At 39.4% G+C, this 17,244-nt stretch carries 14 protein-coding genes; 10 read left to right on the top strand and 4 right to left on the bottom strand.

From position 1 onward, the window contains the following. Positions 1-24 precede the first annotated feature (24 nt). Positions 25-384: a YraN family protein gene (locus tag EAX61_RS08615; protein WP_121917283.1), complete on the top strand. Its 360-nt coding sequence runs from the start codon at positions 25-27 to the stop codon at positions 382-384. A 26-nt stretch (positions 385-410) separates the two neighbouring features. Here EAX61_RS08615 and EAX61_RS08610 read toward each other — a convergent pair whose 3' ends face one another. Both EAX61_RS08610 and EAX61_RS08605 read right to left on the bottom strand, forming a co-directional pair. Further along, a complete protein-coding gene (locus EAX61_RS08610) occupies positions 411-1,172 on the bottom strand; it encodes a patatin-like phospholipase family protein (RefSeq protein ID WP_121917282.1) in 762 nt (253 codons plus the stop codon). Positions 1,173-1,229: 57 nt separating this feature from the next. Beyond that, positions 1,230-2,054, bottom strand: coding sequence for a helix-turn-helix domain-containing protein (locus tag EAX61_RS08605; protein WP_236642013.1), 825 nt, complete (start codon positions 2,052-2,054; stop codon positions 1,230-1,232). A gap of 228 nt (positions 2,055-2,282) precedes the next feature. Between EAX61_RS08605 and EAX61_RS08600 the strand changes: the two genes are divergently transcribed. The 3 genes from EAX61_RS08600 to EAX61_RS08590 all read left to right on the top strand — a co-directional run bounded on the left by EAX61_RS08600 (position 2,283) and on the right by EAX61_RS08590 (position 4,463). Further along, entirely contained in the window at positions 2,283-2,732 is a 450-nt protein-coding gene (locus EAX61_RS08600; protein ID WP_121917280.1) for a DUF3291 domain-containing protein, read from the top strand. Positions 2,733-2,860: 128 nt separating this feature from the next. Beyond that, positions 2,861-3,967, top strand: a complete 1,107-nt coding sequence (locus tag EAX61_RS08595) for a CNNM domain-containing protein (RefSeq protein ID WP_121917279.1) — start codon at positions 2,861-2,863, stop codon at positions 3,965-3,967. Next, entirely contained in the window at positions 3,960-4,463 is a 504-nt protein-coding gene (locus EAX61_RS08590; RefSeq protein ID WP_121917397.1) for a DinB family protein, read from the top strand. Before EAX61_RS08595 ends, EAX61_RS08590 begins: the two co-directional genes overlap by 8 nt. On the opposite strand, the gene EAX61_RS08585 is transcribed toward EAX61_RS08590, so the two are convergent. Next, positions 4,464-6,698, bottom strand: a complete 2,235-nt coding sequence (locus tag EAX61_RS08585) for a tetratricopeptide repeat-containing hybrid sensor histidine kinase/response regulator (RefSeq protein ID WP_121917278.1) — start codon at positions 6,696-6,698, stop codon at positions 4,464-4,466. A gap of 113 nt (positions 6,699-6,811) precedes the next feature. On the opposite strand from EAX61_RS08585, the gene EAX61_RS08580 reads away from it, so the two are divergent. The 5 genes from EAX61_RS08580 to EAX61_RS08560 all read left to right on the top strand — a co-directional run bounded on the left by EAX61_RS08580 (position 6,812) and on the right by EAX61_RS08560 (position 11,257). Further along, on the top strand, positions 6,812-7,285 hold the full coding sequence (locus EAX61_RS08580) for a methylated-DNA--[protein]-cysteine S-methyltransferase (protein ID WP_121917277.1): 474 nt from the start codon (positions 6,812-6,814) through the stop codon (positions 7,283-7,285). Positions 7,286-7,364: 79 nt separating this feature from the next. After that, entirely contained in the window at positions 7,365-8,513 is a 1,149-nt protein-coding gene (locus EAX61_RS08575; protein ID WP_121917276.1) for a serine hydrolase domain-containing protein, read from the top strand. 53 nt (positions 8,514-8,566) lie between these two features. After that, positions 8,567-10,333 (top strand): DUF4153 domain-containing protein, encoded by a 1,767-nt coding sequence (locus EAX61_RS08570; protein ID WP_121917275.1) that lies wholly within the window; start codon positions 8,567-8,569, stop codon positions 10,331-10,333. Then, entirely contained in the window at positions 10,330-11,043 is a 714-nt protein-coding gene (locus EAX61_RS08565) for a 3'-5' exonuclease (RefSeq protein WP_121917274.1), read from the top strand. Before EAX61_RS08570 ends, EAX61_RS08565 begins: the two co-directional genes overlap by 4 nt. Before the next feature lie 16 nt (positions 11,044-11,059). After that, positions 11,060-11,257: a GldL-related protein gene (locus tag EAX61_RS08560; protein ID WP_121917273.1), complete on the top strand. Its 198-nt coding sequence runs from the start codon at positions 11,060-11,062 to the stop codon at positions 11,255-11,257. A 141-nt stretch (positions 11,258-11,398) separates the two neighbouring features. Here EAX61_RS08560 and EAX61_RS08555 read toward each other — a convergent pair whose 3' ends face one another. Then, positions 11,399-15,346: a M36 family metallopeptidase gene (locus tag EAX61_RS08555; protein ID WP_121917272.1), complete on the bottom strand. Its 3,948-nt coding sequence runs from the start codon at positions 15,344-15,346 to the stop codon at positions 11,399-11,401. A 193-nt stretch (positions 15,347-15,539) separates the two neighbouring features. Here EAX61_RS08555 and EAX61_RS08550 point away from each other — a divergent pair, with 193 nt between their 5' ends. Then, positions 15,540-17,225, top strand: coding sequence for an ABC transporter ATP-binding protein (locus EAX61_RS08550; protein WP_236642012.1), 1,686 nt, complete (start codon positions 15,540-15,542; stop codon positions 17,223-17,225). The last annotated feature ends 19 nt before the right edge of the window (positions 17,226-17,244 follow it).

Raw genomic sequence — 17,244 nt, 5'->3', positions numbered from 1 at the left:
GGCATATTAGAAACCCAAAAATTAATGACCCCAAAAGAACTAGGAGAATATGGCGAAGAACTGGCAACCCTGCATTTAATTAAGCAAGGGTATACCATTCTCGAGCGTAATTGGTTTTTTGGGAAAATAGAAATTGATATTATTTGTCAGAAGGAGCAGGGAATCCTGGTGATTGTAGAGGTAAAAGCGCGTAACTCAGATTTCTTTGGCGATCCGCAGAGTTTTGTCAGTCAAGGCAAGCAAAAAACCATCGTAAAAGTGGCAGATGCCTACATCCAAGAAAACGATCTCGATGTTGAGGTACGATTTGATATTATCGGAGTGCTTAAAAATTCTAAGGAAGAGCGGCTACAACATTTTGAGGATGCTTTTTACTTTTTTTAATATTCCCAACGCACTTCTATACTTTTTTACTTGAGAAAAGTAGATTCGTCTTTTAATGAAATCGTTGCTGCCTGATACCCTAACTCCATCATACGTTCTAATGATTTAAACGAAAAAAGACCGTAGTGGTAAAGTTCTTGTGGTTCTACAAGAACATCTGCAAGGTGAAATTTACTGGCATCCTTAGAGTACTGACTTATTGCATAAGCTCTACCCGCAACGTCATAGGAACGTTTTAAGGACTTTGATCCCAGTTTTTCTACTTGATTTACATAACAACCTATGCGATAGTCGCAATCATCAAGTAGGTCTACAGGAAAATTATTGATAACTCCACCGTCGACATAGGTCTCGTCGTCTATTACAACGGGGGTGAATAAACCTGGAAAAGCTGCGCTTGCTAGAAGAGGCTTATAAAGTTCGCCTTGCGAAAACACTTTAAGTTTTGTAGAGTTAATATTTACTGCAGTAATTTTTAATGGTATTTTGAGGGATTCAAAGCTATCTTCTAGAATGTATTTTTTTATGTGCGCTTCAAAAACCTCAGAACGTATCAAACCAGGTCTACCGAAGGCATATTTCTTTACATCAAAGAGGTTGGGTGTTTTAAAAAACTCATATATCTTTTCTGCATCATTTCCAGCCGCAAAGAGTGCGGCCACGAGCGCACCAGAGCTAGTTCCAGACACAGCTCGTATCTTAATATTCTTTTCTTTCAAATATTTTATGAGACCTGCGTGTGCAATTCCCTTTGCGCCACCACCAGATAATGCTAAACCTATAATCATAGTATAAATATAAGACGATTTAGAAAACCCTAAAATGGTCTCAAAATAAACTAGGAGTTAACTGAGCTGCTTTTTAACTACCTCATAAACTTTTAAAATAATTGCCACATTCAATCCTTGTATGAGAATACTTGCAGGAGCAGCAACAATAGAAAATAGTACTGTTAGGAACATACCGCCTATTATCATTTGGATTATCCCGGCGGCTTTAGGCAACTGACCCAGATTTCTCAATTTTAATAGCGCATAGCCAAAGAAACCATAAGCCAAGCCATAAAAAACGCAAAATATAATAGCGTAAGCTCCTTGTGGCATATAATCAAAGTTCAAATCAATGATAACATACAATATTAATAGCGTATTAATTGATATGAACAGTATTGATGTAACCTTTAATAAGTAACTCTTAAATAATTCTCCTATCAAAATAAACGCACGCATATGCAATGCAAAAAGTATAATAGATACTACACCTAAAATGATGTAGAATAACCCTCCGAAGTAATAATCTCCTTGTGCTATAAAGTAGCTGTCCTCAATAAATTGAAATATAAAAGCGATCATACTTAAAATACCAGTAATCCATCCTATATGTAGATTCTTTAAAATAAAGGAGACATCTTTACTTTCATCTATTTCTAGAAGCATAGCTTCTTTTACTTTTGTCTCAAAAATTGAGTCTTGTTGTAAATCATCCAGATCACGATCTAAGGCCGAAAGTATGGTCTTAATCGTATAGACGCGTGGCATAGTCTCACCAGCTTCTATACGCTGTATAGTGCGCACGGAGATGTTACATTGTTCTACAAGTTCTTCCTGCGTCAGACCCTTGAGCTGGCGCAGTTCTAAAATCTTTTGTCCTAATTGTGGTTGTTTCATCATAATTGTTTTGCCTTGTAATGATGTGTGTCAAATTTACAAGAAGTTCTACAGTACAATAGTAGGGTAGGATTTCATTCTGTTTCAGTTTTACAGATGAATTTAACCCGACATTTGCCCGTCACTTTAGTAATGACAACGTTTAGGGAGAAGTTCGCTTTCGCGAAAGCGTACCTTAAACTATACTTTTTATCGATTAAACTTCTATCTTTCACAAAATAATTAAGCCCGATGAAGTACCAACTTGCACAGATAAATGTAGCGAGAATGAAAGGTCTATCTATAGATGATCCAGAAATGAAGGACTTTCGGGACAATACTGATCGGGTTAATGAGCTTGCAGAAACATCCCCCGGCTTTATCTGGAGAGATAGCATAGATACAGAAGCACCCAAAGAGCCTAATGTATTAAATGATGAGCAAGTGCTCATTAATATTTCAGTTTGGGAAGATGTAGCATCGCTCAGGAACTTTACATACAAGACCTTTCATTCTGAATTTATAAAAAGACAAAAGGAGTGGTTCCAGAAATATGGGACGGCTCATTATGTGCTTTGGTGGATCGAGGCTGGACAGTTCCCTTCAGAAAAAGAGGCGATTAAACGTTTAGATTATCTCGAAGAGCACGGAGCTAGTGAGCAGGGTTTTACTTTTAGACAGATTTTTGAAAGGCCTGAATAGTTTTTTTACACTCCCGAAACAAATACGGAACACGTTTTCGCGAAAGCGCACTCAACATTAAACTCCTGTGAATTGCATTCGAGCATCACAGCATTTTCCATACATTTACAGAAATCAAAAAAAATATTATGGGTCAACTCCTATTCTGGGCAACCATCTCGATATTCTTTTCTTTTCTCTGTTCCATACTTGAAGCGGTACTTTTAAGTGTCACGCCCACGTTTATTAATATTAAAAAAGGGGAAGGTAAATCGTATGCCGATACTCTCGAATTACTTAAAAAAGATGTAGACAAACCACTCATCGCTATCCTCACACTCAATACACTCGCGCATACCGTGGGCGCTATGATGGTAGGGACCGTGGCGGCAGATTTGTATCCAGAGTTTGTCATCAATCTAGGATTTACAGAAATTAATTTTCTTGGTTTTGTTTCGGCGTTAATGACGTTACTTATCTTGATTGCCAGTGAGATTATCCCTAAAACGATAGGTGCAAAGTTTTGGAAGCAACTTGCAAACTTCTCTGCAAAAACATTAAAGATTATGGTTCTCGTCCTAAAGTATACAGGCGTTTTATGGTTGTTACAACTCTTTACAAAAATGGTAGGTGGCGGTGGTCACCACGAGAGTGTCTTAAGTCGTGAGGATTTTACGGCAATGGCTCAGATCGCGGGGGACGAAGGTGTTTTTGAAGAAAGTGAATCTAAAATTCTCAACAATCTTCTAACGTTTAAAGAGGTGCTCACAAAAGATATTATGACCCCACGTACTGTTATTAAAATGGCAGATGCGACGATGACAATGGGAGATTTCTTTGCCGAGAACCAAAGCTTACGCTTTTCACGTATTCCAATTTTTGAAGGGACGCGCGATCATATTACCGGGATTGTTCTTAAAAATGAGGTTTTTAGAGAAATGGCGCTGGACAATCACGATAGAACGTTAAAGGAGATAGAACGTCCTATTATGATTACAAGTAGGTCGCTTCCTATCCCAGATTTATTTGACAAACTGGTTTCTACAAAAAACCACGTAGCACTTGTGGTAGATGAATACGGTACTGTAAGCGGTCTTGTAACGATGGAGGATGTTATTGAAACCTTATTGGGCTTAGAGATTATGGACGAAAGTGATAGCGTTGCAGATCTACAAACGCTGGCCCGTAGAAACTGGAAAAAACGTGCTAAGGATCTCGGATTAATAGATGAAAATGAAGCTGATACGAATGAATAAGATATTTCTACTTTTACTATGCGTATCCTTGTCTGCAGCGGGACAACAAGATAATTTTAAAGGAGCGTTTCTGGAGAAATGGGACAATTCAAGGGATTATCTTATTGAAATTGCTGAGGCTATGCCAGCTGATGGGTATGATTTTAGACCTACTGAAAGGCAAATGACTTTTAATGAACAACTAGAACATATTCAGGGAAATATAAGCTGGCTGAGTTCAAAGTACTTTAACGCCTCAAAAATTGATTCGGCCACTTCTGGGACTAAGAAGGATCAGATACTGGAAAACTTGAAAAGAGCATTTGCTTCGGCAAGAGTAGCGATTGAAAATACTCCAGAAGCTGATTTTAAGACTACAGTCGACTTCTTTGCTGGACCTAAATCAAAACTCCAAATCCTCAATTTATTACACGATCATCTTTCTCATCACAGGGGACAACTCATAGTTTATTTAAACTTGAATGAAATTGAACCTCCCAGTTATAGCGGGTGGTGATTAGGAGTCCGCTTTCGCGAAAGCGGCATTAAGATTTCTCAATATAATTGTGAGGAATTGTGAGATATCGTAGGGCTTGAGTATAATATCGTTCATTCCAGAATTCATAATCGTAGCGCGCATCTCATCCATCTCAACCGCTGTAAGAGCAACAATAGGAGTAGTTTTATCAAACTTTCTTATAACCTTTGTAGCTTGGATCCCATCTATTTTAGGCATATGAATGTCCATTAAAATAAGGTCGTAGTTCTGCTCTTGAACAAGGGCTATGGCCTCCTCACCATCATTTGCAAGACTACATTTAAACTTGCGCTTTTCTAAGATTTTTTGAGTGATTTTTTGATTGATACGATTGTCATCTACAACTAGAATATGAACTGTTTTTAAAGAGTGTATGGTATGATTTTCTAAATCCTGCAATGGCGCGCCCATATGGACTTCCATATTTACAGATGCATCTGCTTCTAAGTTCAGAATAAATGAAAAGGTTGAACCTTTACCCACAGAACTATCTAGATTTATCTCACTATCGTGTAGTGTTAGCAGCTTTTTTACAATGGGTAATCCTAAACCTGTTCCCTGATAGTTGTAGTTTCGGTTTTCTACTTGTGAGAATTCTTCAAAAATACTCTGATGCTTGCTAGCCGGAATCCCAATACCGTCATCCTTTACAGTAAATTGTGTACGATATAGTCCAGAAGGGGTTTTATCTATCAAGTCTATGTTCACCCAAATATTTCCGTTTTCGTTAAATTTTATGGCGTTCCCTATTAAATTCATAAGAATTTGAGAAAGCCGTACGGAGTCGCCTATAAGTTTATTCGGGACATTTTTATCTATAGCAAGATGTATTTTGTTCTTATTCTGCTCTAGACTAAACTCAAAAGAACGGGTTATACTTTTAGTAAGTGTACTTAGTCGGAAAGGGGTGTGCTCCAATTTAATTCCATTTGCATCCATCTTATTAATGAGAAGAACATCATTAATAAGTGCGAGAAGATAATCTGCCGAAAATTTTAATGACTTCAAATCATCTTGGTGTGTTTTGATGGTATTATCTTCTAGAAGGATAGAGGCTATTCCTATTACTCCATAAAGTGGAGTGCGTAACTCATGACTTACTGTAGAGAAGAACTGGGTTTTTAATTTAGACAAGCGCTCTGCGCTGTCCTTTGCTGCCATAAGCTGGTTGTTTTTCTCGTGTAAGCGTTTTATGTATTTTTTACGAGATTTAAAGGCAAAGTAAATTCCTATCAAAGCTCCCAGAAGAATAAGAGATGCGGCAATAAAAATGTAATTGAGTTGTTTAGATTTTTTTACAAGCTCTTCAGCAAACTGACTTTCCTTCTCTGCGGTAGCGATGGTACGCTCATATTGCTCTATCTTAAATTGTGCACTTGCTATCTGTATTTCGCTTAATTTATCAGACTCGTAAATGCGAGCGTCTAGTTCTTTATTCTTTTTGAGATAGCTATATGCTTTTTTGTAGTTTCCGCGCGCTTCTTCCAATTGTGCATAGTAGCGATATACTTCTGAACCCTCGTATACACAATTATACTTCTCTACGAGTGTTGCGGCTTCATTAAGAAGTTCATCAGCAAGCGTATAGTTTCCTTTTTTTATGTTATAACGACCTAATAATGTCTTGACATTTACCTGTGTTCTATAATTTAAAGTATCCTGTGTGGCTAGATTTTTTGCCTTAAGTAAAAAATAAAGTGCTTTATCCTCTTGATTTTCATCTAGGTAGGTCCACCCTATGTTTAGATAAGGAATTAAGTTTTGATTCTGCTTATTATTTGCATCATTTATGGCAATACTCTTTTCATAATAGTCGATTCCTTTCTGGTAATTTTCCTTTTGGTCTGACTCTACATTTCCTAGACTGACATAAGACCAGGACAAAAGACTATCTGCCTTTGTCTCACGAGCAATTCCTAAGGCTTTTTCGTAACTTAACCGTGCTTGAAGCGTGTCTTTAAGCTCGGTATAGATTGTTCCCAGTTGGTCATAACCCAGAAACTCATAGAATTTTTGTTTAGAATCTTTGGCATTTGAAATGAGGAGCGCTGCCGTTTCAATAGCTCCTTTATAGTCTAGATCATCTCGATGGTCGATGATTATATCGCTAAGTGATTCTAACGAATCTTTTGATATGGTTCGTTGCTGAGCGGTGGTTTTTAATGCGCTGGTGAAGCACAGTAAAAAAATGATAATAAGCAAGTTATGCTTCATATAAAAACGAATCTAGGGGGCATATCAAATCTAGTGATTCCAACTATGATAACCAAAAAACGCAGGATTAACCCAGAAGTTGTACGCAATCGTTTATATAGTATTTTTAACCTATGGAAATTGCATATTTAAACTCTCCCATAGGCAGCCTCAAAGTCCAAGGAGACACACAAGGGGTTACCGCTATCACATTTATGGACGACAATCATCCTGAAACTACTGTCATTCCAGAAGTACTTGAGGATGCCGTGCGCCAACTCAAGGAATACTTTAAGAAGGAGAGAACCACATTTTCATTTTTACAGAATCCACAAGGGACAGATTTTCAAAAGAAGGTATGGGAGGAGTTAAGAGAAATACCTTTTGGGAAGACAACCACCTACCTCGATATGGCAAAGCAACTGGGCGACCCGAAAGTGATACGAGCAGCTGCGAGTGCAAACGGTCGCAATCCTATTTCTATTGCAATTCCCTGTCATCGTGTTATCGGGAGCGATGGGGCGCTTACGGGATATGCCGGCGGATTGCACAGGAAGCAATGGTTGCTGGAACACGAGAGTCCCGTCACGCAAGGAACATTATTTTGAGTTAACAAGGGTTAAGGGGAGTTTTTACGCTTTCGCGAAAGCGTACTTATCCTATTTTTATCGCAATAAAGCAATCAATATGAAATACATCAAAGGTTTTTTTAAAGGGCTCATCGGGCTGCTGGTCATTATAGTTATCGCACTATATATTACTGATTATGAGTATATACTAAAGGGAGTGCGTGTCGTTTATATGACGGGTCACACCACAGCTTTTATAGACGATCACAAATATTTCGAAAATGATACTATTGATAATGGAACTGCGCAGCTGTGGCCCAAACACAAAGACTACAATACCGCTGAGCCCACTAAACAGTTAACCGAAATTAATGAGGCACTAGGTACCGTAGCTTATCTTATCATTAAAAATGACAGCATCTTTTACGAGAAATATGCAGAGGGTTACAGCGCAACTTCCCAAACGAATTCCTTCTCAATGGCAAAAAGTATCACGAGTGCAATGCTCGGAAAAGCCATTATGCAGGGAGCTATTAAAAGTATCGACCAGCCACTTGGAGATTTTTATGAGCAGTACGAGGGTGCGACAACTACGGTAGGAGACCTTTCTTCTATGTCCTCTGGGCTAGATTGGGAAGAGAGTTATAAAAGCCCTTTTAGCGTGACGGCAAGAGCCTATTACGACGACGATCTTGCTGAAACTATCCTTAATCAAAAAGTAACCGAAACCCCTGGACAGCGTGTAAAATACTTATCTGGAAACACACAATTGCTGGGAATGGTTGTTCAGAAAGCAACTGGGAAACCACTGGCGCAGTACCTCTCAGAAAGTTTCTGGAAACCTATGGGAATGGAGCAACCTGCATTGTGGCAACTGGACGATGAAGATAACAGACTTGCAAAAACATATTGCTGTATTGCGAGCAATGCAAGAGATTTTGCCCGCTTCGGAAAGCTGTATAAAGACCACGGAAAATGGAATGGAACTCAACTACTAGATTCCACTTTTGTAGTAAGAAGCATCCGACCACGTTTCCCTGCAGATGATGATTATGGCTATGGTTTCTGGTTGAGCAATCATCGTAATAAGGAGATTTTTGTAATGCGAGGCATCCTCGGACAATACGTTATTACAATCCCAGAAGACAATGTGATAATTGTGCGTTTAGGACATCAGCGAGGCGCTTGGGTTGATGGTAAATCGTTTACAAAAGACTTTTATGATTACATAGATGCAGGGTATGAGATGCTCGGCAACACTCGATGAGCAAATGAACTTCATTTTTTTGTTGTATTTTCATTTAACATTCTTGATGTTATATGAAATTATTCTCACTATCAGAGTTCTCCAGAAAAGCCACGGAGGCATTTAAACGTTTCCCGTTTACGCTGGTTTGGGCAATCGTAAGTGCGGTTATCACCATTATTCTGGTTGATCCAGGCGAGCGTGCTTTTGAGCGACACGGCAATCTTATTTTGATTTTTGTGCTGGGAATTAGTTGGCTCATAGGAGCGCAATTCTACATTGAGCAGTTCAAGAAAAAAACACTTTGGTGGATTAAGATTGTTGTTATAGGACTGCTTATAGCTTTATATTTTACGCTTCCAGAATATGAAGTAGGTCGTTTTGATACGGATGATACGCCGTATATTAGGTGGACATTATACTTTATCGCTGGGCATCTCGCACTATTTTTTGCACCATTTATAACCGTATGGCACCCTAAGGCGTACTGGAATTACCTAAGTAATATTATTATTGCGATTGCTCGGAGCGCTCTATTTTCTGGTGTATTATATTTGGGACTTGTACTGGCGATGCTCGCTGTACAGTTTCTGTTTGAAATAGATATAGACGGGATACGTTATTTTCAACTCTTTATTATTTGTTTGGGGATTGTAAACACTTGGGTTTACCTGTCCGATTTTCCAAAAGAAATCCAGCACGATATTCGGATGGAATTTCATAAGCCTGTTGAGGTTTTTGTAAAGTTTATTTTGATCCCGCTGGCGGGACTTTATGTTGTTATTTTGTATGCTTATGCTATTAAAATTTTGGCGCTTTGGGAATTGCCAAAGGGCTGGGTAAGCTACCTTATTATTGCGCTTGCGACCTTACTTTTTATCATTCAGATTATCATTCATCCTGTGCGACTGAGTCATTCATCACGACTCATTCGGAAATTTCAACCAGCGTTTTACTGGGCGATGCTCCCGTTATTATTTCTATTTTACGTTGCCATATACAGGCGGATTGCGGATTATGGTGTGACAGAGGCGCGATATTTTCTAGTACTCATAGCCGTTTTTATCACAGGAGCGACGCTTTACTTAATTTTCAGCAGGAAGCAACAGTTGCGATTTTTACCTATGGCTTTGGCGGTGATGGCAATGGTGGGTTCTTTTGGATTTTGGGGAGCGTTTTCGGTTTCGGAGCGCAGTCAGCTGGAGCAGTTTGAGGAGGTTTATAACGCTTTCGCGAAAGCGGACTCCACCACATTATCTCGTGAAACCGCTGATCGCTTTGTTTCCATAACAAGATATCTCTCTGACCGAAATACATTAGATAAAACCGAAAGCACTTTAGGATACAACCCCAAAGTAGCGTTTCCTGATGCTAGAAGTTGGAATATGGGAGATAAGATTTTAGACAGTTTGGGACTGAAAATCTCTCTTTATAACCAAAATCCAGAGCGACTAGCCTACTATAATGACGAGGCAAATGCATACGTGGTTTCTGGATACGATTATATAAAGGACTTGTATCTCAATAAGCAACAGCGACATAATAATCCAGAAAACATCATACAAGGGTATCGCTTTTCATTAGAAGAAAATTCCAATGCTATTCAAGTCACAAAAGATCAAGAGCAGGTCCTTAGTATCTCATTAGACACCGTAACGGCTGAGTTGCGTAAGAACGGGGGTAATAATGGTTCGTTTGATAGTGAGCTTATTTATGCCACAGGAAACAATGACAGTATCGCTGTAAAAGTTTATTTCAAACAACTAGAACTCGTAAAGGAGGACACTCAATTTCAAGTGGCATATTGTAACGTTATGGTACTTTTTAAACTCAATAAATGATAGACCGACTACAACTTGAGAATATATTATTTCTCGATATAGAGACCGTACCTCAGCACGAACAATTTGATGCGCTGGACGATACGGAAAAACAATTGTACGCAGATAAAACTAAATACCTGCGCAAAGATGAATTTACGCCAGAAGATTATTATGAGCGTGCTGGAATCTGGGCGGAGTTTGGGAAAATAGTCTGTATCTCTGTAGGATACTTTACAAATGGTGGTGATGGTAGGAGTTTTAGAACAACTTCTTATCACGGAGAAGAACGCTCGTTGCTCCAAGAATTTAAAAATCTACTGGAGACTCATTTTAACCATCGCAACCACTTGTTGTGTGCGCATAATGGTAAAGAGTTTGACTTCCCGTACATCGCAAGAAGAATGGTCATAAATGGGATATCCTTACCCATAAAGCTTAATCTTTTTGGCAAGAAACCTTGGGAGATCCCACATATTGATACGCTGGATTTGTGGAAGTTTGGTGACTATAAACATTATACTTCGCTCAAATTAATGACCAAAATTTTAGGAATTCCTTCACCTAAAGATGATATAGACGGTAGCCAAGTAAGAAAGGTCTTTTACGAAGACAAAGACATCGATAGAATTATCATTTATTGTGAGAAGGACACTGTTGCAGTAGCTCAAATCTTATTGCGCTTGCGCAATGAACCTATTCTCGAGGAACACGAAATCTTATCTGTTTAATATTAAAACAAAGACTATGAAAGTAAAACATATTTTGGCACTATTTGTACTGGGATTTACACTGACCATTGCGGGTTCTTTGTTTAAAGTAATGCATTGGCAGTTTGCTCCCGAATTGCTCATTTTTGGGATGGGTGTTTCTGTGATTGCTGGGTTTCTGCTTATTTGGAAATTGTTAACGATAAAGGATTTTAAGGGATTTCTGAATAGTTAAAGAGATTATTGTTTCGCTTTCCTTGAGAGAAGCTCAGGATAAATGGCGAAAGCGTAAAAGCAACAATCAATAAAAGCAAAAGCCCGATATCTCTCGATATCGGGCTTTCTTTCATAATTGACGGTTAGTGTCTATTAAGAATTATTTTTTGATGAAGCGTTTGTTCATTGTGGTGTCTCCCACTTGTACTTCAATCATATATACGCCAGTTTGAAGATTTGAGACGTCTAGCGTGCTCGTAAATTCTCCGGCGCGTACCGTTTGCCCTAGCATATTGTAAATCGTGTAACGATCTGCAGTTGCTCCTAGAACTTCTACATTGAGTTGACCACGAGTTACCGGATTAGGATAAATCGAGAATTCAAAAGCTTCTGACGATAAGAGGTTGTCTTGGGCAACTTCGTTTCCGCCAAATGATGCTGTATTACCTATATTCACGATGTAGTCTTCTACCTCGCCATAAGTAAAGCTCTCACAAGCTGTTGGTACTCCATTGTACTTCATAGAAACTCGCATACGTGTAGGTCCTTGCGATGCTCCAGATGGCACACTAAATGTTCCAGTAACAGGAGTTGCGGTAGAGGCAGCTCTTGTGTAAACAGTTTCTCCAGCATCTGTAAAGTCACCGTCACGGTTCCAGTCTACAAATACAGCATAACCTTCACTATAAACTGTTCCAGTCCACGCTGGAGTGATTGTGATAGTATTACTAGAACCTAAATTAGTAGAAAGATTTGTAAAATCTCCATAACCTCCAGCGGATGCTCCAGTTGCATTGTTTATGCTACCTATCTGTACTCTCTGAATGTACTCATCATTTGTATTATTTCCATTTGATGCACAGTATCCAGAAGGTGGGTTTTGGTCAGCACCCGCAGTTAGACGAGTATTGTCTATAGCAACATCAGATTGCCAAGTGTTTCCAGTAACTCTATTAAATCTCAACTGAACGCTTCCGCCTACATAAGCTGCTAGACTTACTGTTTGTGTATTCCAAGCATTGCCTTGATGTGCAGTCTGACTCCATAATGAAGTCCACGTTGAACCATCATCATTACTCGCTTCTAGAGCAATACTTCCCATTGTTCCAGAACCATTTGCGTGGTAGCTAAAGGTGAAATCTGCCGTTGTTTCTCCAGAAAGATCAAAACAAGGAGAATTTAAAATTGCTCTCTTATTAGGATATCCTGTACCGTTTCCAGAAGCTTCTACATACATATAGAAAGAACCAGCACTTCCCGAAGATGGTCCAGTTCCACTAGATGGAGTGCCACTAGCATCTCTTGTCCAGTTTATGTCATCTCCACCACCCTGAGACCACAGACCTAAGTTTGCTTCAAAACTCTCTGCATAAGGGAATGAGGTAACACCTCCAGCACATCCACCGGATGAACCTCCAGTTGTTGTTGCACTTGCGGTATTACTGAAACCTGATACATTACCTGCAGCATCCTTTGCTCTTACACGGAAGGTGTAAGCCGTTGCTTCAGTAAGCCCGGTTACTTGCGCTGTCGTTCCGGCAACTTCTCCAAGAAGGGTAGCTCCTTGATATACGTCATAAGCCGTTACCGCCACATTATCAGAAGAGGCATTCCAAGATAAGTCTATTGTTGTATCTGTCGCTCCTCCAGCAACTAAGCTAGTAGGCACAGTAGGCGCTTGAGTGTCTGCTGTTGCAGCAGTAATTTCAAATGCATCAATAGCAATATCACCTTGCCAAGAAGTTGAAGTAGTGCCATTAAAACGAAGCTGTATGTTTTGCCCTGCATAAGCCGCTAGAGAAACAGAAGCTTCTATCCAGTTTGCACCTTGATCACCAGATTGCGACCAAATTTCTGTCCAAGTGTTTTCTCCATCCTTGCGCACTTCTAATTGAATTGTTCCTACTGAGTTTCCAGTCATTTGAAAATGGAACCCTACAGTTGCAACAGCCGATGGGAGTTCAAAACAAGGTGAATTTAAAATAGTAGATTTATTTCCAAAATTTGGATCAGAAGCTTCTACGTATACATAGTGAGTTCCCTCAAAAGCCCCAGAAGGTCCAGTACTGTTAGACGGTGTTCCTCCTGTACGTAGCGTCCAGTCAAAATCATCTCCTGAACCTTGAGTCCAAGCTCCAAGTGTGTTTTCAAAACCTTCACTATAAGGGAAAGATGATACTTGAGAATCACAACTTGCTGGTGGTGGTGGTCCAGAACATCCACTTGTAAACGAGACAGTTTGGTCGGTATTCGTATTTGTACCTCCGTTATTATTTTCTACAGCATCTACACCTACACCTCTAGCAGCAAAAGCATCCCAAATTAAACAGTTGTACTGACCTCCGTAAAGATCTTGATCTGCCTGAAGAATACCATCACGTCCAGAAACATATCCTGGATTGTTTGCAGTATTCTTTAATCCTTCGATAACTAATGCCATAGCGATATTATTACCGCCCGTACCATTATATTGATCACTATCATATCCTTCTAGATCTATAAGATCCCAAGTCATATCCCATAAAATAGTGGCAAATCCATATCCTACTCCATGTGGTATAGAAAGTGACCCTATGCTTCCATAAGTTGTTCCATTAACCGCTGTGTCTGTAGAGTATCGCGTAGGGCGTATTCCTGCCCCAGTAGTAGGTTGTCCTATAGCATAGGTACCTACGCCACGGGCAGTATCTCTCGTATCACCTGGGCGAATTGTCATTACAAGTCCAAACCAGTCTGACCATCCTTCTCCCATTTGCTCAGAACCACCTAACGCATTTGTTCCTGGACCTCCTACAAGTCTTGTAGAAATCCCGTGACCGTATTCGTGCGCGATAATTACGTTATCTAAATCTCCATCTCTAGTAGGGTTCGTAAATAAGAACATTTGCATTCTAGGGTTACTGCCATCTGGAGGAGTTGCAAAGTTTGCGTTATTTGTACCGCTTCCATCTTGTGCATCTGCGTTTACAGAGTCACTTCCTGCACCACCTTTACCGTAATTATTTTCTTGGAAATTTCCAGCTGCCTCTGTAAAACCGTACTGATACCACACATCGTGCATAATATTATTCCAGTAGAAAAGGTTAGTTGTCGCCGCAGGTAAAAAAGTAGACGGCGCGTTATTTAGATTTAAAGGGAAATCAAAATTTAAACTAGAGCCTCCATTAGGAGCCACTCCAGTCCCATTATTACCATTCGTATCGTCTTGAGCCCATACATTGTTACCACGGGTTGTTGTAAACTCCGCACCAGACGCTCCGTTTGTATCGTGCCATCCAAAAGGAGAGGCGTTAGCAACCGCAGGATCTGTAACTATAGAACGGCTACCGTGACTTGGACTTTCAATTCCTAATGGGTAGACATTATACGAACCACCACCCACAAGTGTGGCTTTAGTATCAAAAAATGCCTCCTCAGTTTGAGGACCAACATTAAGATTATTATCACTTTCTGGGTTGTGATTATGATTATGAGTTCCATCTGGATCCTCAAAAGAACATGTAATAACCCAATCATTAGCCTTAATAACTTGTCCTGAACTGGCGTCTATTAGAGCATCCCACCAATGTGATCCGTCTAATTCATAATAGTTTACCTTCCAAGCAAGTTTTAGGTTGTTGTTCTCACTTACGTAAACTTTTTCGGCCTTGATAGGCTCACTACTTACTCTAGAATCGCTATAATTAGCAGTAAAAGCCGTCTTACTCGTGGCTCTAAGTTGAGGCGTAGCTAATCCTTTTGCCGTTACAAGTCTCATTACTGCATCTTCTGGAGTAAGAGAACCTTGAAGCTTACTTGCTTGTTCAGCAATGTTTCCTACAAAATTATTAATGGCATAAGAAATCTGTCCATTCTTTAGCGTGAGCTTAAATCTACCATTTTCTACAGGGATTCCCTGATGAACTTGTTGCACGTAAACGTGCTTAATTTGTGGGTTAATAGATGGCACCACATCAGTAATTTTAAAATCGGTAACATCTGTTGTCTTGAGACTAGATGCGCTCGTAAGGTCATTGAGATAGTCATTTACGACACTCCTTACATCTTGAGCGTAAATAAGTTGCGTTAGCATCATAAATGCCAAAACAAAAAAGTACTGCTTCTTCATAATAGTTTGAGTATTGATTAATTATTGAGCTCTTTGAGTGCTTTTTTCTCAAAGATTTGCTGAATATCTTAAATATTTATTAAAGTCTCTAATTTTTTCGATGAACTACACAAAAATTTTTAACAATAAATTAAGAGTATAAGCTTCTATTAAAAACATTAAACAAAATGATAGGATTACGTACTTTTAAAGTGTGAAAGACGAAACTATTCTTACCGTAAAAAATCTCAAAATTCAATTTGAACGTCAGGGTAAATATCATACCGTTGTGCACGGTATTGATTTTGAATTAAATAAGAATGAGATTCTCGCTATCGTTGGGGAGTCGGGATCGGGAAAATCCATATCAACACTAGCCATTTTAAGCCTTTTACCTAAAAAGAAAGCGGTGATTTCTGGTGATATCGATTTTAACGATCAAGAACTTTCAACATTCTCAGAAAAGGAATTTAGAAAAATACGTGGGAACAAAATTTCGATGATTTTTCAGGAGCCTATGAGCTCGCTTAATCCTTCTATGAAATGTGGAGCACAAGTGACGGAGATTCTCCTGCAACATACAGATGTCTCCCGTGCGAGGGCAAAAGAAGAAACCATTACGCTATTTAATAAGGTTAAACTCCCGAGACCAGAAGAAATTTTTAATACTTACCCGCACGAGATTAGTGGGGGACAGAAACAGCGCGTGATGATTGCGATGGCCATTGCCTGCAAACCTGATATCCTCATTGCAGATGAGCCCACGACTGCTCTTGATGTGACTGTTCAGAAAGAAATTATTTTACTTTTAAAGGAACTTCAGCAGGAGACGGGAATGAGTGTGATTTTCATTTCGCACGATCTTGCACTAGTACGTGAGATTGCAGACAGGGTAATGGTAATGTATCAAGGTGAGATTGTGGAGTCCGCTTTCGCGAAAGCGATATTCCAAACCCCTAAACACCAGTATACAAAGGCGCTTTTAAGTGCCAGACCCTCTTTAGATAGCAGGTTAAAGGTATTACCTACGATTTCAGATTTTTTAAACGGAACTCCAAAAACCGAAGTTATTACGACAGATCAAAGGTCAAGGAAACATAAGGATATATACGCCCAAAAACCACTACTTGAAGTTGTTAATGTGGAGAAGACCTATTTCTCAAGTAGTGGTCTATTTGCAAAAAACAAAGCTGTAAGAGCTGTGGACGATGTTTCATTTAAACTTTATGAGGGCGAAACTTTAGGTCTAGTGGGAGAGTCCGGATGTGGCAAATCAACATTGGGCAAGGCCATATTGCAACTTGATCCAGCAACTAAAGGAAGCATCTTATATAAAGGAATAGACATCACGAAGCTCAAAGGGAAGGCATTGCGAAACTTACGTCGGGAAATCCAAATTATCTTTCAAGATCCATTTGCCTCTCTTAATCCTCGTTTAACGGTTGGGCAGGCGATTATAGAACCTATGGACGTTCATAAGCTATATGGCTCTAAACCTGAACGCAAAGAAAAAGTGATGGAATTGCTAGAACGGGTAGGATTAGAACGTGAGCATTATAATAGATATCCTCACGAGTTTAGTGGAGGGCAGAGACAGCGCATAGGCATTGCCCGTACTATTGCTGTGCAACCTAAACTGATAATTTGTGATGAGTCTGTGAGTGCGCTGGATATCTCAGTACAGGCGCAGGTTTTAAATCTTCTTAATGAACTTAAAGAAGGGTACAATTTTACATACATCTTTATTTCACACGATCTTGCTGTGGTAAAATATATGGCAGACCAACTAGTGGTTATGCAATCTGGAAAAATAGAGGAACTGGGAGAGGCAGATGCTATTTATGCTAATCCTCAAAGTGGCTATACTGAAAAATTAATAGGAGCTATTCCTAGAGGTTAATCCTCTTACTAGAACATAA

It is taken from the genome of Dokdonia sinensis (assembly GCF_003688895.1).
In the GTDB taxonomy this organism is placed as follows: Bacteria; Bacteroidota; Bacteroidia; order Flavobacteriales; family Flavobacteriaceae; genus Dokdonia; species Dokdonia sinensis.
Note: the sequence above shows the minus strand (reverse complement) of the source record. Positions and strands in the feature narration are given on the sequence as shown.